The organism is Aliidiomarina soli, assembly GCF_003986975.1.
GTDB lineage: Bacteria > Pseudomonadota > Gammaproteobacteria > Enterobacterales > Alteromonadaceae > Aliidiomarina > Aliidiomarina soli.
Window position 1 is genome coordinate 179,357 of record NZ_PIPO01000006.1, and the last position, 19,535, is coordinate 198,891.

The window sequence follows — 19,535 nt, forward strand, 5'->3', positions numbered from 1 at the left end:
ACATGAAGATATTAATTACCGGTACGGCAGGGTTTATTGGTTCACACTTGGCTAAGCGCCTGGTTGCCCGCGGTGACGAAGTGGTTGGTTTGGATAGCATCAACGACTATTACGATCAGCGCGTTAAGTATGGTCGGCTCGAACGTGCTGGCATAAACGAAGATGTGATTGAATATGGAAAGTTAGTTCAGTCGAGTCAGCACGCGAACTATCGGTTTGTTAAGCTTCAACTTGAAGACAAGAGCTCGCTTGATACTCTTTTTTCTGAAGAGAAGTTTGACGCCGTCTGCAACCTGGCGGCGCAAGCGGGTGTTCGTTACTCCCTGCAAAATCCACAAGCGTATATTGATGCAAATATTGTAGGGTTCTTGAATATTCTGGAAGCATGCCGCCACTACAGTGTCGATAATCTGAGTTATGCTTCAAGCTCGTCAGTGTATGGACTAAATGAGTCATTGCCTTTCTCAACGTCCCATAACGTGGACCACCCCATTAGTCTGTATGCAGCAAGTAAAAAATCTAATGAATTAATGGCCCATACGTACTCCCACCTGTTCGGGATCCGCACTACAGGGCTAAGATTCTTTACGGTTTACGGACCCTGGGGTCGGCCAGACATGGCGTTGTTCCTGTTCACCAAAGCTGCTTTAGAAGGCCGGGAAATTGAAGTATTTAACAACGGCAATATGTTGCGGGACTTCACGTATATTGACGATATCGTTGAAGGTATTGTTCGGGTGATAGATAACCCCGCAATCGGTCGCAGTGAATGGAGTGGTAAACAACCGGATCCTTCGACCTCGTCAGCTCCTTACAAAGTTTACAATATTGGCAACAACAACCCAGTGAAATTGATGGATTTTATTTCAGCTATTGAGAAAGCTATTGGTAAAGAGATCCCCAAGAAATTAATGCCTCTACAAGCAGGCGATGTGCCAGCTACGTATGCAGATGTTACTGATCTTGTTGAAGACATGGATTACAAACCAGCGACGCCAGTGCAGGAAGGGATAGATAAATTTGTTGCCTGGTATCGGGAATTTTTTAAAGTGTGAAGCGTTATACAATGGTAAAACGAGGTTTTGATGTTTTTGTATCGGCGATAGCACTGATCGTGCTGCTGCCGATATTATTACTGCTTATTGTTCTGGTTAGGTTCAAACTTGGCAGCCCTGTATTGTTCAAACAAACACGTCCTGGACTTCACGGTATTCCTTTTAACATGCTTAAATTCAGAACAATGACGGATAAAAGAGACCCCCAAGGGAATCTGTTACCAGATTCGGAACGATTGAATAAGTTCGGTATGCTTCTTCGCTCAACGAGTCTTGACGAGTTACCGGGACTCTGGAATGTGCTTAGAGGTAACATGAGCTTGGTGGGACCCCGTCCGTTGCTAATGGAGTATCTCGAGCTTTATTCACCAGAGCAGGCACGTCGGCACAATGTTCGCCCCGGTATAACGGGATGGGCTCAGGTGAATGGTCGAAATGCTATTAGTTGGGAAGAAAAGTTTAAGCTAGATGTCTGGTACGTAGACAACCGCACGTTTTGGCTTGATATGAAAATACTTTTCCTAACTGTGAAGAAAGTATTTGTGCGAGAGGGGATTTCTGCTTCAGGTCAGGTGACGACTTCTAAATTTAAAGGCAGTGAAAAACATTGAGTTTAATCGTTATCGGAGCAAGTGGGCACGGCAAAGTGATAGCCGAGATTGCGGAGTATAATGGATTTAGCGATATTCGGTTTTACGATGATAAATTTCCGAACTTACGAAATATCGGCAAGTGGCAAGTTGAAGGTACCGTTGCCGAATATTTAGCTAATCAGGAGCTTCACTCTTTAACTGTTGTTGCTATCGGCAACAACGGCGTGCGGGAGCGAATTCAGTCAAAGTTACCATTAGTATGCGATCCTCTTATTCATCCTAGAGCGATTATTAGTCCTTCTGTAGCGATTGGTAAAGGCTCAGTAGTGATGGCCGGAGCAGTTGTTAATGCAGATTGTAAGATTGGTGACGGCGTTATTATTAACACTGGCGCGATAGTGGACCACGATTGTGTGATTGAAAATTTTGCTCATATTTCCCCTCAGGTGGCTCTTGCAGGTGCCGTAAAAGTTGGTTGTTCTTCGTGGGTCGGAATAGGTGCATGTGTCAAACAATCGATAGTAATAGGTCAATGCGCGATTGTTGGAGCGGGTGGAGTTGTTGTGAAGAACGTCGCTGACTCCACGACTGTTGTCGGCAATCCAGCCACGCTCCTTGTTAAATGAAATTCAAAATCAGTTAATGTTAAATAAGGACTCTAGCGCTTTATGCTAAACACCCCATTTTCCGCTTGGCCTTCGTATTCAGAAGAAGAAGGTAAGGCTGTTCACGACGTGTTGTTATCAAACCGTGTCAATTATTGGACTGGTACTGAGTGCAGAGAGTTCGAAAAGGAGTTTGCGATATGGGCAGACTCAACGTACGCGGTCGCCTTAGGGAATGGCACACTGGCGCTTGACGTGGCTTTAAAAGCGTTGTCTATTGGGGATGGTGATGAAGTCATTGTTACTCCTCGAACTTTCATCGCTTCTATTTCGACGGTCGTTTCTTCAGGTGCGAGACCTAGGTTTGCAGATGTTGACCTTGATAGTCAGAATATTGAAACTAAATCGATTGAGTCCGTAATCTCGCCCCGCACTAAAGCCATTATTGTGGTTCATCTGGCTGGAAGACCAGCGGATATGGATTCAATAATGGAACTCGCTGATAAGCACGGTATTTATGTGATAGAAGACTGTGCTCAAGCCCACGGCGCCAAATACAAAGGCCGCTCCGTTGGCTCTATCGGGCATATCGGTGCATGGTCGTTTTGTCAGGATAAGATCATGACCACTGGTGGAGAAGGCGGCATGGTCACCACCAATGACGAACAACTTTGGCGTAAAATGTGGTCTTATAAAGACCACGGTAAAAGTTACGAAGCGGTTTATGAGCGGGAACACCCACCGGGTTTTCGTTGGTTGCATGAGAGCTTTGGCACGAATTGGCGGATGACAGAAATGCAGGCTGTGATAGGTCGTATTCAACTCACACGTATGCCAGAGTGGACACGAAAGCGGCAAGCAAATGCTGCGGCCATTGTTAATGTATGCAACAGTTTTCAGGTTGTTCGCACACCAGACGTTCCTGAATATATGGAGCACGCCTGTTATAAACACTATTGTTTTGTGCGCCCTGAGTTTTTAGCTGATGGCTGGACACGTGATCGTATTGTGGAACAAATCAATGCTGCTGGTGTCCCTTGTTTTCAAGGTTCTTGTTCAGAAGTATATCTTGAAAAAGCATTCGACGGCACTGGATGGCGACCTGAACAGCCATTACCGAATGCTAAAGCGCTCGGAGAGACGAGCCTTATGTTTTTAGTGCATCCTACGTTAACTGAGCAGGAAATTAATAAAACGTGCGATGTTATTCGCGACGTATTGAATCAGGCAGAAAAAAAATAACATGATACGACGCCTCTTTTCGCTTCCACGCGAGACCAAACGTGTAGTCTCGCTGGTTATTGATGTCCTTGCGCTGCTCTTCGCCTACCTGTTTGCGTTATCAGTTCGCTATGAAACCTGGTACTTGCCGCCCGATGCTGATGTATGGGGCGCAATTATTATAGCGATCGTAGTTTCGCTGGGCTTATTCGCTAAGTTTGGGCTCTACCGAGCGGTTGTCCGCTACATGGCACTTTCCGCATTAATGACGGTTTTCTTTGGGGTGGTTTCTTCCAGTGTGGTGCTGGCCCTGGCAGTGTATGTGCTTGGCGCGTCGGTCCCTCCCAGTGTGATAGTTAACTACACCCTAATGTCGCTGGTGCTGATTGGCGGCCTTCGTTTGTTAATGCGCGCTCTGTATGAACAACACGCGAATAAGCGCAAAGAGCGGGTGATTATTTACGGTGCCGGCTCGGCAGGCCGACAGTTAGCACAGGCTATTAGCAACGGGGCCGAGTACCACCCGGTTTGTTTTGTTGATGATGACACTACCTTGCATGGTTCAACCATGCTCGGCCTTCGCGTGCGTAGCCCGAATGAACTGGCTCACTGCATCGACGAGTGCGAAGCGGGCAGGGTGTTGCTGGCTATGCCGCGTATTTCACGTGCTCGGCGTAAACAAATTCTTGATTTTCTTGAACCGTTAAAAGTTCAGGTGCAAACCGTGCCGGGCATGGCAGATATGGTCGACGGCAATGTCTCAATAGATGACCTTCAGGACGTCAATATCGAAGACTTATTGGGACGTGACCCGGTGCAACCGCGCCAAGCACTGATGAACACCAATATTCGTGGTAAACGGGTGCTGGTGACCGGCGCAGGCGGTTCGATAGGGGCCGAACTTTGTCGGCAAATTATCCGGTGTGAACCCGAGACCTTAGTACTGGCGGAAGTGTCAGAATTTAATCTGTACCGGATTGAGCGTGAACTTTCTCAGGCTATTGCCGAGGGGCAACTGATGGTTCAGCTACGACCGGCGCTATGTTCAGTGCAGGACCGCAAACGCCTGACCGAGCTGATGCAGATTTTCAAGATCGATACGGTTTACCACGCCGCGGCGTATAAACACGTACCTATTGTGGAATACAATATTGTCGAAGGCGTGCGTAACAATGTGTTTGGGACCTGGAACGCTGCTGAGGCGGCAGCGACCGCGGGGGTGTCGGATTTTGTTCTGATATCAACGGACAAAGCGGTGCGCCCGACCAATGTAATGGGCGCTACCAAGCGTATGTCTGAGCTGGTTTTACAGGCTCTGGCAAAACGAGAAGAAAGCAAACGTGACCAGCAGCTAGAGGGGAACCATGTGACTTTTTCGATGGTCCGTTTTGGGAATGTGCTGGGCTCATCCGGTTCCGTAGTGCCCCTGTTTCGGGAACAGATTATCAACGGTGGCCCGGTGACGGTGACCGACCCTGAGATCACCCGCTATTTTATGACTATTCCTGAGGCCGCACAGCTGGTGATTCAGGCCGGCGCCATGGGCAGCCTGACTGCACGCGAGCTGAAAAACAACGGTGGCAGCGTATTCGTATTGGACATGGGTGAGCCTGTTAAAATCGATTACCTGGCACGCAAACTGATCCGCCTGATGGGCCTTGAGGTTAAAGACCAAAATAATCCGGAAGGTGATATTGAGATTACCTACAGCGGGTTACGCCCCGGCGAAAAGCTTTATGAAGAATTACTGATTGGCGATAACGTGCAACCGACTGATCATCCTCGGATAATGACGGCCTGCGAGGCCGACTTACCCTGGGCGGATGTAAAAGAGATACTGGAACTACTGGACAGTTATTGTCATACGCTTAAAATACGCGACATTCACGACTTATTACAACGAGTCCCGCTGGGCTTTACGCCTTCAAGCGGGATCAACGATTTGCTTTGGCTGGCACAGGACTAGCTTGCTGGTACTGTTATTTAGGCATGGAATTTGAACACGGGAATTGAACATGGGAACGGGAGCATGCAGGTGAAGTTTGGATATTTAGTTGGAGCGGCAGGTAAGACTATCGCTGCGGTTGGAATTACTGCTGCGTTAGCGTTGGGAGCCTTTGGTTCAGGGTTGCTGTTGCCTTTCTCTGCCCATGCGCAAGCGATGCCAAGTCAGGAGCAAATCGAACAGCTGCGGGCGTTACCACGAGAACAGCAGGAGCAACTGGCGCGTCAGTTTGGTATTGATGCTGAAGCACTGCAGTACCTGGGGCAGGATGAGCGTGATACCCAGCAGTCTGTAGCAGACGACGAACCCGTTACCCAAGACCGCAGCACACAACAAGGGCAAGTACGCGGAGCGCTGTTACCAAACGAAGTCGAAGCCCAGTTTGATTCCCTGGAAAGCAAACTTGAGCATTTTGGTTATGACATGTTTGCTGGCGAGCCTAGTACCTTTGCGCCGGTGACAGGAACACCGGTGCCGTCCAGTTATATTATTGGCATTGGCGATATGGTGCGGGTGCAGCTGTTTGGTCAGCGCACTGTATACCATTACCTTGCGGTTAACCGTGAAGGTTATCTGATTATTCCTGATGTTGGTCAGGTGCAGGTCGCAGGGCTTACATACAGTTCGATGCAGGAACTGATAAAGCATACAATTGATGAGCGGACAATTGGCCAGCAGGTCGCCGTATCGATGGGTGCTACCCGTTCAATCCAGGTTTACATTGTGGGTGAATCCTATAAGCCGGGAGCTTATATGGTCAGCTCTTTCGCCACAGTAAGCCAAGCTTTGCACGTGAGCGGTGGTTTTTCAGATATTGCGTCGCTGCGTGACGTACAATTAGTTCGCGGCGGTAATGTTGTCACCAATTTTGACCTCTATGACTTATTGATTAAAGGCGACAGCTCGGCTGATCGTATTTTGCAGAATGGCGATGTGATCTTTATTCCGCCACGCGGTAATACGGTCGCGGTTGAAGGTGAAGTAAACCGCCCGGCGATCTATGAAATTAAAGGCGATGAAACCTTTGCCGACCTGCTCGAATTTGCAGGAGGGACCAAGCCTGACGCCTATATGGGCGACGTGACTGTACGCCGGGTACGAGAAGGCCGCCGCAGCGTGCGCAACCTGGACTTAAGTGACGAGTCGACATTGCAGGCAGGTGTTCAGGGCGGTGACCATATTGTGCTGCGGACGACCCCGGAAACCGTGGATGATGCAGTGATGCTGGTTGGTGCGGTAAACCGCCCGGGCCGCTATGAATGGCAGCCGGGTATGCGCATTAGTGACATGCTGAAAAGTAGTCGCCATGACCTGCTCGAATACGCTGACTTAAGCTATGGCCTGGTGGTTCGTGAAGAGGGCACCCGACGGCGGCTGCAGGTGTGGCAGTTTGACGTGGCCAATGCGATAGAAGGTCAGGCAGAAGATGACCTTGAGCTGAATGAACGTGATTACGTTTTGATTTTCAGTCGTTACCAGACTGAAGAGGAAGAACGGCAGAATATTTCAGATTTGTCACTGACCCAGGACGAGCGTCGCCGAGCCGAACGCCGTCGCAGCCTGGATGCATATCGCCAAGCCTACATTGAGGGGATGACCCAGGTTAGTACAACTGCCAACAACGGCAGCAGAAACGGCGGAGAAGTGCCGATCCGTGAACTCTTTGGTACCCCGGACGATGACGATGCCATCAGCCCGGATGAGCTGGCTGAATACTCGCGCGACCGTATGCTGGAACCACTGATGCAACGCCTGCAACGCCAGCGCACTGAGCGCGGTAACACGCCGTTCGTTTATGTGGCCGGTGAGGTAAACCACCCGGGCGTCTATCCGCTGGTGCAAAATGCAACAGCACGACGGCTGGTGGCTGCTGCTGGTGGTCTGCGTGATTCTGCTTATCTGCAGCGTGCAGAAATCACCCGGATTAACCTGGACGCTGGTGAAGCAGAAACTGAATACAAAGCCTTTGATCTGATGGATGTGATTCTGGGCAACCGCGATATTGAACTGCAGGGGCGTGACCGATTAAACGTCTTGAGCATTCCTGAGTGGCAGAACACCTATGAGGTTACTTTGCGCGGTGAGGTTAGGTTCCCAGGGACTTATGCCATTCGCCGTGGCGAGGACTTAAGCGCTTTGATTGAGCGCGCCGGTGGTTTTACGGACTTTGCCTTTCTGGAAGGGGCAGTATTTACCCGTCAAGAGTTAAGAGAGCAGGAACGCCGCCGGATGACCATGCTGGCTGAAGAGCTGCAGCGTGAGATTGCCAGCAATTCGATTACTGGCACCGGGGGCAGTAACCAAAGCTATGACCAGATGCGGACCTTGCTGGCGGACTTAATGTCTGTTGAACCAGTAGGTCGCTTGATTGTTGACCTGCCGCGAATTCTTAACGGTCAAAGCCAGGCGGGCGACATCCAGTTGAAAGACGGGGATGTGCTGCATGTGCCGTCGCGGATGGACTCGATCAGCATTATGGGTGAAGTACAGATGGCAACATCGTACCGCTTTGACCGTGACCTGACTGTGACTGATTACATTAATATGAGTGGTGGTACCAAGCAAAAAGCAGATACCGATCGCATCTATGTAGTGCGGGCAAACGGGTCGCTTGAACCGCACCGTCAGCGCCGTGGCTGGTTCAGCACCAGTGGCTCAGCGCAGCTGAGACCAGGTGACGCAATTGTTGTACCGCTGGATACCACCTATACCGAGAACCTCGAATTGTGGTCACAGGTGACTAGCATTATTTATAACTCGGCGGTTGCTCTTGCTGCTATCAATGGTATTTAAGCGGCCTGGCTTTGTTAGTCAGAATGGCAGTAAGTATGTTAGTGGTTGAGGCAGGGATTGTCCTATGAAGTTCGCTCGTAATGGGTTGATGGCTGTTATACTCGCAGGCCTGAGCGGCAGTTTTTCTGCCCACGCCGGGCCCTGGATTGACGCTGACGATGTCTATTTGCGCGCCAGTATTCAGCAATTGGCGGACGCCGGCTTTTTACGTGGCCATGTGACGACCTACCCCCTGATGTGGAGTGGCATTGCCCGTGATATGAGCGAGATTGACGTTAGCTGGCTAACGGCCGATCAGACGCTTGCTTATTATCGCATTCGCTCGGCGTTGCAGTTCGCTCAGCAGCCGCGTGTTAACGGGATTAAGCTGAGCGCCAACAGTGACGAATATCGCCAGCAGAGTTTTGCTGATACCTACCGTGAAAACGGCGCATTGCAATTTTCACGCACCTTCGTCAATGCGCACAGTGCGGCACGACTGCGCACCAGCTTTCGGGCTGGCAGCAGTGATGGTAAAGACTATGCCTTTGAGGGCAGTTACCTCGCTACGACTCTGGGTAATTGGGCGATAAGCATAGACCAGATGCCGATCTGGTGGGGCCCGGGGCAGGATAGTGCATTGGCTTTGTCCACCAATGCGCAACCGATTCAGGCGCTGCGCATGAACCGGTTGCAGGATGACCCTTTTCAGTTGCCCGTTTTAAACTGGGCCGGACACTGGCATGCGACGGCCTTTATCGGGCGTACTCAGTCCGCTGGTCCCTTGGGTGATAACGAAATAGCCGGGGCGCGGTTAACCACACGTCCGTTTTCAGCCTTGCAGCTGGGGATGAGTTATACCCAACAATGGGGCGGCTCTGGTGGGAATTTCGCTGGAAGTTCCGGTGCAGACAGCGATGTTGATTACGGTCAGCAGCGCAATCAATTAGTCGCTGCTGATGCACGCATTGCACTGCCTTATGCAGTGGCGCTTTATGGCGAAGTGGCGCGACGGGCAGGCGATTCAAAACAGGTGTCTGACGCGGCCATGCTGTTTGGGGTAGACCATTACCTGACCTTTAGCGATAATTTACACCAGTTGTTCCTTGAATACGCGGACGTGCCCGCCTACTTTTATGATGACGAGGTTGACCCGCAGGGCTATCGTCGCTGGCAGGCAAGTATGGGAGCAGGGCAGGATCAGGACGTGAGTTCAATAAGCCTGGGTTACCGCTTTCAGCAGGCTGACGGCACTTCCTGGCGGATTACGCTACGGCAACAGGATTTTGGTTACAGCAATCGCTTAATGGCGGTGCAACATGCGGAACAGAGTACAGTTGCCAACGATATGTTTGAAGTAAATCGACAGCAACTTGATATTAGTTACCAGACGGCACTAGGCGAGACTTTATTTACCCTTGCTGGTACCTTTTCGCGGGATGAGATTAAGACCCGCGCCAGCGCTGCCGATAACCTGATTGCTACTACTGAAAACGACTTAACTATGCGTGCTGCATGGGAATTTCGCTTCTAATACCTTCTTTGAAAGCGTTAGAAGGCCTTATTAAAAAAAGGTTGATCTTTTTGGGGTAGCCCCATAGTATGAGTGCTAGTTGTTTATGAATCGATCGGATTTTGGCTCACTGGATGAGTTCAAGGTCCACACGGTAAGTAATCAGCGATACATGTATCTGTAATCTCTAGAGTGAGGTATTTAAATATGAAAAAATTATCAATTGCAGTTGCTGCTGCATTAGGTCTGGCAATGAGCCCAGTTATGGCTCAAGATGCTGGTACAGCTGGTGACGAAGCCGCTACTTCTGGTACTGGTGGTCTGAGCACTACTGCGATGGTTGCTATCGGTGCCGGTGCAGTTGTTGCTGTTGCGGTTTTAGCTGACAGCTCTTCTGACGAAGAAGACACTACAAATCCAAACCCACCGACTACTCCTACGAGCCCTACAGCGCCTACAGCGCCTACAGCTCCAACTGCTGGCTAATTTATTAGTTAAGCACGAGTGTCGTGTCAGTTAGACAAATACCGCCCTCGGGCGGTATTTTATTTTCCGGCCTTGAATATTGGCTACGATAATTAGAACACTCGTAACTTTGGCACCCATAACTTTGGCAAAAATAATGCGATACCCAGTTCTTCAGCTTGCGTTTGCGTTTTTCCTTACCCTGACAGTTACCTCCTGCACTGCCGTTTTTTCTGATGTTTATGCAACCTGGGATTATGCAACCCAGCAGCAGGACGATGCGACCTTGTCGGCCGATGAAATTGAGGCTTTTCCCTATACTGCCGTTTACGTAAGACGAGGGCAAAGCCCGCGTGCACTGGTGGTGCTTGGTTATATTGATGGCCAGGACGAACTTGCCAATTACAGCTGGGTGACGGCAGATGCCGAAACGCTGGTAACACGCCATGGCAGACTGATTAAAACTAGTGAAATTGAGCCGGAACTGATTGGCCGTTCTGGTTTAGCTGCTGACCCCTTGCGTTGTATACAGCGACAACTTGCTCATTCCGGGTTCACCTCGTCGAGTACAGAATGCGAGGTGCAGTGGCGTTCTGAACTAGACCTTGAAGAGCAGGGCAAGCCGTATTCGATAGAAGTGACCAGCGAATTTAGTATGGGCGCGGTTGAACGGCTTAGCCTTCCTTTTGGTGAGGTTAGCGCCATACGCGTTACCGAAACTCAGACGTTTGCGTCCTCTGAAGTAGGCCCCCAACAAAGGCAAGAGAATGTATTCTGGCTTGAAGCAGATGGTCATGTGGTGAAAAGTATTCAATATTTCGCTCCAAAGCAGAGCCCTGTCGAGATAAGTCAGGTGAAATGGGTGGGTCGTAGTTATGAATAAGGACGTTATGGGTTATTTATTGACTACCCCGCGAATGGTTGGAACCCTACTGACATTAGCGGTGGTCAACCTGGCTGGTGGGTTTCAACCGGCCCACGCTGATGAAGGTAGTGAAGAACGCCGCGAGGGCAGCACAAGTCAGCAAGTTACTGTGCATGTGATTCCTTTGGAGCAAAAAGGACTGGGGCAAGAAAGACCAGGGCAAGAGGGTTTTGAATTCAGCTGGGAGCAGCCCATTCGTCTGCGTCATGTAATGACACATGCGCTGTCAAATGCACAGCAATTGGGCCAGATAGATGACGTTTACTGGCCAGCGGCACGGCTGGTTGATACCACAGGGCGCAGTGAGCTACTTGAACGACAACAGACTGCTGCAGATCAACTTGGCCAGCTAGCGAGCTACTGGGAACATCGTGGGCACGCAAAACGTACTGAGTTGGCGCAAGCGCTAAGGGAGCAAGTACTTGGCTGGCGACTGGGGTACCAGCCATTTCCAGAGCTGGATTTTGAGCGTTCACGACAGACTATAGATGCAAACCCGTTGCTGCACCCCGGCCGATACCAGCTGATGTTACCTCAACGTCCGCGCAACGTTGCTGTGTACGGGGCGTCCTCTGGTCATCACTTACCTTTTGTTAGTGGACAAACGGTTCGTGGTTATATGCAGGCGTTGGCGGATAACGACCACTTGCTGGCGGGTCATGATCGGGAGCACGTAATTGCGATTGGAGTGTCCGCAGAAAATCGTGTGCTGCCGTGGAGCTATTTCAATGCGGCTGGGGACGAACTGCGAGCTGGTGAGTTACTTTGGGTCAGCCCTGACTCAGGCTTATTTCCACGAAAGTACCGAGAGCTGGAGACTGAACTGACGTCGCTGCTCAAGCATTGGATTGGTGACAACAGCAACGGTACCAACATAGATAGCGATGATGAACGCTTGAACGATACTACTCAGAGCTCACGGTTTGACCAGCTCATGCAGCCACCTGGCTACTCAAATTGGGAGCGGCAGGATTTGACCCCAACACGCAACCATTATGGAGGCGTCGGCCTGTTGCAGACTTCGACCGCGCGGATGGCCCCTGAGGGTGAAACGGTATTGATGTATGCGGATATGCAAGAGTATCGCCGTTATACGGTCAGCATGCAGGTACTGTCCTGGTTAGAAGCCTCAGCATTTTACACGCGGATTCCGAATAGACTGTATAGCCCAAATCCTGACTTTAGCGGTGATAGTGTACTCACTGATAAAGGCTTTGATATTAAATTCCGGTTGCGTGAAGAGTCATACTGGTTCCCAGCACTGGCGTTGGGGTTGCGCGATTTTGCCGGGACAGGTCTTTTCGATGGCGAGTATCTGGTAGCCAATAAACGTTTTGGGGCTTTTGATTTCAGTCTGGGACTAGGTTTTGGTCGAGAAGGGGCCAGGAATACTATTGATAATCCGTTTTGTGAATTACGGGATAGTTTTTGTTCCCGGCCTAATCAAACATCAGGAACAGGCAGCCAGTTAGAGTTTGATCGCTATTTTAAAGGACCAGCATCGCTGTTTGGCGGGGTTGAATACCAGACTCCGTGGGATCCGTTGCGGATAAAGGTCGAGTACAACGGCAACGACTATTCCCGCGACCAGGCTGGTGTCCGAATTGATGCAAGCAACCCATGGAATTTCGGTGTCAGCTATCGACCTTACGACTGGCTGGATACTCAGTTTAGTTACGAACGTGGCGATACCTTTATGTTTAACGTGGTGTTGCGGACAAACTTCAATACGATGCGCCAGGTACGGGTGGAGGAGCCTCGGGTGAGCCCCGATGAGGAGCGGCCAGCGAGCCTGGATGAAGTTGACTGGGCGGATGTTTCCTGGCGTTTCCGCCGGCATGGAACACTTTCTGACCCGCGTATTTTAGTGTCTGGCGATGACACAGTGCGGGTTAGTTCTCACCCTGGACGGTATCGTGACCCTAACGAGCTTTTAGACCGCAGTGCACGCATTCTGGCGGATGAAATGCCGGAATCGGTTGAACACTACGAATTTGAGCTAAAAGCGGCTAACCAGCCGGTTCTGCTGGCACAGGTTGATGCAGAACCGTTCCGCCGCCGCATTATGAACGAGGATGCAGATAAAAGCCCGGACGAAACTGCTGAGTTGTTTACCCGCTCAACGCCTGAAATGGAACTTGATGATTATGAATGGGCGCACAACTTTGAGCGTTCTAATCGCATTGGTTACGGTCTGAACCCGTTTTTTAAACAAGATTTCGGTGCACCGGAAACTTTCCATTTCTACCAATTGGGGGTGAAAGCCTTTGCGGCGACTTGGCTGACCGATAACATTAATGTATTTGGTGAGATGGGTATTAATATCGCTAACAACTACGACAAGTTCAATTTTGAGCGTGACCCATTTGACTTGCCGTTGCCGCGAGTGCGGACAGACTTCCGTTTGCATTCGAATAATGATGCGTGGGTTGATAGCCTGCAGCTGACCTACTTTAAACGGTTAACTGAAAATACTTATGGCGCCGTGTATGGTGGGTACTTAGAGCGCTTCTTCAGTGGCGTGGGTGCGGAGTGGTTGTATCGGCGGGTGGATTCGCCGTGGGCATTTGGTTTTAACATAAACCGGGTTCGCCAGCGTGACTATGAAGGATGGTTTGACCATCTTGAGTATGAGACCACCACCGGCCACGTGAGCCTAGTGTATCAAATGCCGTGGTTAGAGGATTCGATGTTACGTCTGGACGTGGGACGCTTCCTGGCTGGCGATGATGGTGTTGGAATTACCTTTAATCGTCGTTTTGATTCGGGTGTTGTTGTCGCCGCTTATGCTAGCTTCACCAACGTGTCGAGTGAAGATTACGGCGAAGGTAGCTTCACGCACGGTTTCTCAATATCGATACCTTTTGATTTGATCGGAGTACGTCCTACCCGACAGCGGGTTAGTGTCAGCTGGTCACCGATGTCACGAGATGGCGGTCAGCCACTATGGCGGCGCACCGACCTGGTTGGCTATACGGACGATCGAAACCCGTTCTACCATAGATAAAACGCCTTCTGGCGCAAGTTAAAACCCGCTTCAGCTCTTCGGCTGAGGCGGGTTTTTTGTATCTATAGCTTAGCTGACCGTTGGGTAGGCAAAGACCGCGATAGCTTAATACCCTCCCGGGGAAAATTAAATGTGTACAGTTTTTAAACATTATGTTAACAGTTATATGTCGATTGGATGTAGAGGTAGGTGCCGCGACGGTGCTTTTTAAGTCGACGATTTTCTTAATTTTAGAGGGATTTTTTTATGAAAATTTTAACCAGCGCAGTACTTACCGCTTTACTTTCAACATACACGGCCGCAGCTTCGGATATCGACTTGCGGCAAATTGATTATCCGATCGAAAAAAGCGACGGGGAGATTGGTTTAGTTCCTATTACGGTTGAGGTAGTAAACGGATTCGCACTTTGGGAAGGTGATATTCTCGTCGGGTATCTTGATGATAACGGGAATATAAAGCTATACGGTTCGGAGTTCGAGACTAAGGAAGGGGAGGGTGACGTTGCAGTACAAAATGTTATTCGAACTAATTACCGATGGACTAATGGGGTTGTGTATTATCAAATTGCCCCGAGCCTTTCAGCTTACCAGTCGTCTATTACTGCCGGCATGGCGCGGATTAGTTCTGTCAGCGGTGTACGCTTTGTTCCTCGTACTACGCAGGCAAACTACGTAACTATTAACGACGCTGACCCCTCGCGATGTTTTGCAACTACTGGTATGAGAGGTGGGCAGCAATTTATGAATCTACCGCCCTCCTGTATGACTGAGCGAACTATTACGCACGAACTACTTCATGTCCTTGGGTTCCGGCACACTCATTCTCGTAGTGATCGGGAGCAGCATATCGTTGTTCATGAGGAAAACATTATACCGGCGAGAATTAGTAACTTTGATATCATCGATAACGCCTCTCATACTGACTCTGGTCCGTACGATTATCGTTCAATCATGCATTATTTTTCACATTCCTTTAGCCGAAACGGCTCTCGTACCATTTCGCGCATAGATAACCCGAGTGGTCCTATTGGGGGGAATGTAATGACCTCGAATGATAAAGCATCATTAGTCAGCATGTACGACCGATTTCAGACAGTGAATCTGAATGCTCAAAGCTTTTATTGTCAGGGGCAAGCCCGGCTGAGTTGGTCAGAAGCGGCAGCAGCAGACGCTTATCGTGTGCAACGACGTGTCTCTTATGGTTCGTGGGGCAATATCGGTGGGCTACTTACAAGCCGAAGTTTACAGGTGAATGCGTCAGCTAGCGCTGATTATCGCATTGCAGCCTGCGACTCGGATGGGTACTGTGAGCCTGTTTCCAATACTGTACACGTCAACTATTACCCGGTGTGTATGTAATTTCGCTGAAACAAAAAAAAGCCCCTGGTAGCAATACCAGGGGCTTTTTGTTATTTCGACTGACGTTATGTCATGTCTTTAAGCTAACTACTATAGCTGAACCCGCAGTACTTCCTTCCCTTGATACAGGACCTGAACGTCGCGGATGTCATAGGCTGGCAGACGCACGTTGAAGTAGCCGTTGGTTTGGCTGTCGTTTTCAGACGTTTGCTCGATGGCAAAGTTGCGCTCGAATGTCTGGCCGTTGCTGTCGGTGGCGATCATTACGAAAGGTCCGTAGTTTTCACGACCGGCTGGCTGGCTCAGTTCAGAGTGACTGAGTACCCGGCTGTTGCCGTTCACCTGGTCAATGACACCACTGACGTAGGTGCTGTAGGTTGGTTGCGATAAAACTGTGCTATCGAACGCCTGAGCTCCAGTGAACGGGCTTGGTGGATTGGCAGCCAGGTAGTCCTGTGCTTTTTCGTAGACCCAGTCAGAGATGAAGCGAGGCGAGCAATAGCTCATGAGATCTTTGGCGAGATCAGGGGTGTAGAGTTGGCTATGGTCATAATTAATACCAATGCTACCTATTTGGTCTGTCGGATAGGGGTAGTTAATCTCAATCTGTGCAGGGCTGCCACAATCGATGTGGCCCAGGCTAAAGTTGTGACCTAGTTCATGAGCAAAGGTGCTAAGATTTGAGTCCCAACTAACACCAACCAGTCCGGAAATGAAGGCTACGCCTGAAGCATTTTTATTATTCAGGGCTTCGATATCAAAAAAACCGTGATAATAGTGCTGAGCGCCTTCCTGAGTGTGAAGATCACGCAAGTTGTAGAGTACATCCAGGATAGCGATATCGCCGCCGGCGTCTGAAACGATAACCGGGCTACGGCGTTCAATTTCCACTTCGCCGACCGGCCAGTATGTCTTTATGGTTTCAGCCAGTTCTTCGTCAGACGGGATAGTTGGAGCGACTCCGTTTACAACCATTGGTACGATAGTGATGGAGAGAGTCGTCGGGTCGGCAAAGGCCGGTTCAGCTGTATAAATCAGGTCACCGTCGAGAGTAAAATCGATTTCCAGGCCTTCTTCCATAAACTGGGCCGGGATTATCAGTTGATAACCAGAACCTCCGTCCTCATAAACAGGTTCGGCAGGAATTGATGCAGGTGTTGTGAAATTACCGTTTGCAACAGGTGAACCATTCAGGCGTAGCTCTGCAGTCATAGGAAGCGCAGTCGGCCCGCCATCGGCAATCACGTGAGCCCGCAGCATAGCACTGCGGCCAGGTACCAGATATGGGTTGGTTTTAAAGACGGTCTGTCCCCACTCAACGGCGGCCAGGCGCAATTGCGTGCTGTCGTTCGTACTAACTACTTCCTTGGTAAGACCAACTTTTATCGGATCAGGAAAGAGCCCGTCATTGAGGTACATATCGACCGTCTGCACGTCAAAGTCGACAGTCATGGTTTCATTACCAATCGTACCGCAAGTCGGTATCTCAGCATCAGCAATACGCGGTTGCTGCTTGTGCAGATTGTAGTGAAGCTCGCAGGAGACATCACCGTGATTATCGAAAAGCATCCAATCTACGCTAAGCTGGTCGGCATTGAGGGTGGCATTGAAAAGATCACCGAGATTATTATAGTAATCATCAGGAAGCGGACACATGTCCCAATTTGAACGGCTACCGATATTGGTATGAACACCGAAGCCTTCCAGATTATTTTTGGCGTTCTGAGTTACCGGCTGCTCGAGACTGGCACAGCCACTTACGCTAAAGCTCGCTTCAGGCCGGTGGACGAGCCCTGAATCCAGTGCCGGGCGAATATCAAGAACGCCTGTATTGCTTAAGTTTAGCGTAGTCAGATGGCTATACGTATGCATGAAATCGATACGCTCAAGGCCCCGGCTGTTGCTTAAATTCAGGGTTCTAAGCTCAGACAGCGGACTCAGGGCGCTCTCGTAATCGCTCTGCGATGCTTCAAAAAAGGTTAATTCCAGATGTTGCAGTGGCATCGCTTTGAGAGGCTCGAGATCTGCCGGGCCGCTGTACTGAATTTTCTCGATTTTCAGCGTAGTTAACGGCAGCGTAGCTAACGGAGCCAGGTCTGCTGCCAGGGTGCGGAACGAGAGTGAGGTCAGGCCGAGGGCCGCCTGAATACCATCCAGGTCAAGCACTACGGCTGGGCTGTTAAGCAGATCGACAGACTCTACTGAACCTACCATTGCTGCGGTCATATGCTCTTCTGGTTCAATGCTCAGCGCGTCGCGGAACCCTCTGACCATGTGGTTGCTGGCAAAACTATGCTCACCTTCGGCGAGGAACAGAGCGGAAAAGTGACAGTTGTCGAAGACGGTAATGGTGACTGAATTTCCGTCCCGTTCGAAATCGCAACTTGCTGAAGACGGCTGGAAGCGAACAAGGTCACGGCCCTCGCCAAATGCTTCAAGGTTAACCGTGACCTTTTCGCCGTAGCTGAACGCGTCTGTGCTGCGGTAGTTGCCGTCAAGCTTAGCCCGGCCGTTGACGATGTCTGCACTGATTTCGTAGCCGGCAGAGGACCCTGGAGGCGTAATAGTAAGAACCAGATTACAGTCCTTTAAGATCGGTGCCGTGGTCAGGGTAAAGTTAATGTTATTCTGTTCGGTTGCCGTATCAATCTTGCAGCCTGAGCTGCTGTTCAGGGTCCAGCCAGGACCTGGCATGGTTAATTCGAAGGTTTGTTCTTTGTTGTAGTCAACGGTTACTGACTCGGGGCTGATAGTGGGCATATTATCAGCGCTGACCTGATGGTCTCCGAAGTCAAATTCTGTGGTCAGTTCAAGGGTTCGGGTCTCGAATGATGCCGTGATCTGACAGTCAGCGTTTACTTCCGCGATGTTATAGGTGCGGCCGCTTAACTGGCCGTTACACCCTGAAACCTGGGCAATTTGATAGCTGGTCAATGGGTCAATAGTAAAGCTGGTGGACTGACCCGCGTTAACGGTGCGTTGTTCGGGTGAGATAGAACCACCCTGGCCTGCAGAGGTTGTAACGGTGTAGCTGGTGGAACCACCATCATCGTCTCCACCACCGCCGCAAGCGACGAGGGTAAGGGCCAGCGTCGAAGCCAGTAGGGCTCCCAGTAAAGGTTTAGTTGTGTACATAAGGTCTCGCTTAGCGGTTAGGTTTGAGCTGTACTGCAAACACAGGGTTGCGAAGGTTAACTCGCAGTTGTGCGTGGTTTTCTTTGATAGGGTCGACACATAACGGGCTGGAGGTGGATTGCTGCTGTAACTGCAGTCGACCCTGCTCGCTGACGGTCAGTAGTGAGGCCTGCTCAAAAAGTTGATCAGGCCAGGTTAAACAAAGCTGGTTTTGTTCGCTGTGCGCGGGGGTTGACTCAGTTGTGAGTTTTACCGTCGGCAGCCATTGCCCGATTGCAGGGAGTGGATGGTCGTTCCCTATGACCTGCAGCTGGGTGTCGTTTCTATATAGGGTGAGCTGGTGAATTGGTAAGTCAGCCTGTGCAACCGCCAGGGTAAAATGCAACGGGCCTGTTGCCACCTCGTTGACAGTGACTGGCTGTCGCTCCGTGGCGTCATTAATTCGCACCCAGTATTCATTATTACCGTTATTTGAATCGCTCTCAGTCGCTGGTTGCGAGGCTTCCAGTAATGGGGTAGCAAGATGCAAGTCCCATTGGTCAGGTGGATTAAAAACGCCACTGATCTGAATGCCGTTGGCTTCGTGTACAGGCGCGAAATCGCTGCTCTGGTCGGTCGCATCGGTTGGGCTGGAATGAGTACAGGCAGTGAGCACGGCGGTTAACGCACAGGCAAGGATCGCTTTAAGAGTCGTTTGTGTAGGTATGAATTAATTCCATTTAATTTAGGCTCAGATAATAACCAAATGCCACCGATAAAAGAATAGCTCTTATGCTATAGCTCGTAGCCCACGGGAACTAAGGGAACCTAGTAGGTTTCGCAGTGAAGTGTAAATTTTGTGTTAACGCCAGGGCGTTGAATTCAAGATAAAGCGCGATTC

General features: G+C 50.2%; 13 protein-coding genes. 11 read left to right on the plus strand and 2 right to left on the minus strand.

Going from position 1 to position 19,535, the window contains the following annotated elements; genetic code table 11:
* Positions 1 to 2: 2 nt before the first annotated feature.
* The 11 genes from CWE14_RS13265 to CWE14_RS13315 all read left to right on the plus strand — a co-directional run bounded on the left by CWE14_RS13265 (position 3) and on the right by CWE14_RS13315 (position 15,520).
* Complete coding sequence (locus CWE14_RS13265; protein WP_126799823.1) at positions 3 to 1,055, plus strand: NAD-dependent epimerase; 1,053 nt, start codon at positions 3 to 5, stop codon at positions 1,053 to 1,055.
* An 11-nt stretch (positions 1,056 to 1,066) separates the two neighbouring features.
* Complete coding sequence (locus tag CWE14_RS13270; RefSeq protein ID WP_126799908.1) at positions 1,067 to 1,666, plus strand: sugar transferase; 600 nt, start codon at positions 1,067 to 1,069, stop codon at positions 1,664 to 1,666.
* Positions 1,663 to 2,274, plus strand: a complete 612-nt coding sequence (locus CWE14_RS13275) for an acetyltransferase (RefSeq protein ID WP_126799824.1) — start codon at positions 1,663 to 1,665, stop codon at positions 2,272 to 2,274. The genes CWE14_RS13270 and CWE14_RS13275 overlap by 4 nt, the downstream gene beginning before the upstream one ends.
* A gap of 42 nt (positions 2,275 to 2,316) precedes the next feature.
* Positions 2,317 to 3,495 carry a DegT/DnrJ/EryC1/StrS family aminotransferase gene (locus CWE14_RS13280; protein WP_126799825.1) on the plus strand — a complete coding sequence of 393 codons (1,179 nt, stop codon included), beginning with the start codon at positions 2,317 to 2,319 and terminating at the stop codon, positions 3,493 to 3,495.
* Between the two features lies 1 nt (position 3,496).
* Complete coding sequence (locus CWE14_RS13285) at positions 3,497 to 5,440, plus strand: nucleoside-diphosphate sugar epimerase/dehydratase (protein WP_126799826.1); 1,944 nt, start codon at positions 3,497 to 3,499, stop codon at positions 5,438 to 5,440.
* Positions 5,441 to 5,509: 69 nt separating this feature from the next.
* The gene (locus tag CWE14_RS13290; protein ID WP_241972415.1) at positions 5,510 to 8,272 is read left to right on the plus strand and encodes an SLBB domain-containing protein; all 2,763 of its coding nucleotides are present in this window, start codon (positions 5,510 to 5,512) and stop codon (positions 8,270 to 8,272) included.
* Between the two features lie 64 nt (positions 8,273 to 8,336).
* Positions 8,337 to 9,785 carry a capsule assembly Wzi family protein gene (locus tag CWE14_RS13295; protein ID WP_126799827.1) on the plus strand — a complete coding sequence of 483 codons (1,449 nt, stop codon included), beginning with the start codon at positions 8,337 to 8,339 and terminating at the stop codon, positions 9,783 to 9,785.
* A 186-nt stretch (positions 9,786 to 9,971) separates the two neighbouring features.
* On the plus strand, positions 9,972 to 10,250 hold the full coding sequence (locus CWE14_RS14755; protein ID WP_198676599.1) for a hypothetical protein: 279 nt from the start codon (positions 9,972 to 9,974) through the stop codon (positions 10,248 to 10,250).
* 136 nt (positions 10,251 to 10,386) lie between these two features.
* Positions 10,387 to 11,112, plus strand: coding sequence for a YjbF family lipoprotein (locus tag CWE14_RS13305; RefSeq protein ID WP_126799828.1), 726 nt, complete (start codon positions 10,387 to 10,389; stop codon positions 11,110 to 11,112).
* Between the two features lie 7 nt (positions 11,113 to 11,119).
* Positions 11,120 to 14,161, plus strand: coding sequence for a YjbH domain-containing protein (locus tag CWE14_RS13310; RefSeq protein WP_198676600.1), 3,042 nt, complete (start codon positions 11,120 to 11,122; stop codon positions 14,159 to 14,161).
* 246 nt (positions 14,162 to 14,407) lie between these two features.
* The gene (locus CWE14_RS13315; protein WP_126799830.1) at positions 14,408 to 15,520 is read left to right on the plus strand and encodes a M12 family metallopeptidase; all 1,113 of its coding nucleotides are present in this window, start codon (positions 14,408 to 14,410) and stop codon (positions 15,518 to 15,520) included.
* A 90-nt stretch (positions 15,521 to 15,610) separates the two neighbouring features.
* Here the strand turns inward: CWE14_RS13315 and CWE14_RS13320 are convergent, their stop codons facing one another.
* Both CWE14_RS13320 and CWE14_RS13325 read right to left on the minus strand, forming a co-directional pair.
* Positions 15,611 to 18,655, minus strand: coding sequence for a zinc metalloprotease (locus tag CWE14_RS13320; protein ID WP_126799831.1), 3,045 nt, complete (start codon positions 18,653 to 18,655; stop codon positions 15,611 to 15,613).
* 10 nt (positions 18,656 to 18,665) lie between these two features.
* On the minus strand, positions 18,666 to 19,310 hold the full coding sequence (locus CWE14_RS13325; protein WP_126799832.1) for a hypothetical protein: 645 nt from the start codon (positions 19,308 to 19,310) through the stop codon (positions 18,666 to 18,668).
* Between the last annotated feature and the right edge of the window lie 225 nt (positions 19,311 to 19,535).

Excerpts from the sequence above, each read along its gene's own strand:
- CWE14_RS13265 (WP_126799823.1), top strand. The coding sequence starts at position 3 with ATGAAGATATTAATTACCGGTACGGCAGGGTTTATTGGTTCACACTTG.
- CWE14_RS13270 (WP_126799908.1), top strand. The coding sequence starts at position 1,067 with ATGGTAAAACGAGGTTTTGATGTTTTTGTATCGGCGATAGCACTGATC.
- CWE14_RS13280 (WP_126799825.1), top strand. The coding sequence starts at position 2,317 with ATGCTAAACACCCCATTTTCCGCTTGGCCTTCGTATTCAGAAGAAGAA.
- CWE14_RS13285 (WP_126799826.1), top strand. The coding sequence starts at position 3,497 with ATGATACGACGCCTCTTTTCGCTTCCACGCGAGACCAAACGTGTAGTC.
- CWE14_RS13295 (WP_126799827.1), top strand. The coding sequence starts at position 8,337 with ATGAAGTTCGCTCGTAATGGGTTGATGGCTGTTATACTCGCAGGCCTG.
- CWE14_RS14755 (WP_198676599.1), top strand. The coding sequence starts at position 9,972 with ATGAAAAAATTATCAATTGCAGTTGCTGCTGCATTAGGTCTGGCAATG.
- CWE14_RS13305 (WP_126799828.1), top strand. The coding sequence starts at position 10,387 with ATGCGATACCCAGTTCTTCAGCTTGCGTTTGCGTTTTTCCTTACCCTG.
- CWE14_RS13310 (WP_198676600.1), top strand. The coding sequence starts at position 11,120 with ATGGGTTATTTATTGACTACCCCGCGAATGGTTGGAACCCTACTGACA.
- CWE14_RS13315 (WP_126799830.1), top strand. The coding sequence starts at position 14,408 with ATGAAAATTTTAACCAGCGCAGTACTTACCGCTTTACTTTCAACATAC.
- CWE14_RS13320 (WP_126799831.1), bottom strand. The coding sequence starts at position 18,655 with ATGTACACAACTAAACCTTTACTGGGAGCCCTACTGGCTTCGACGCTG.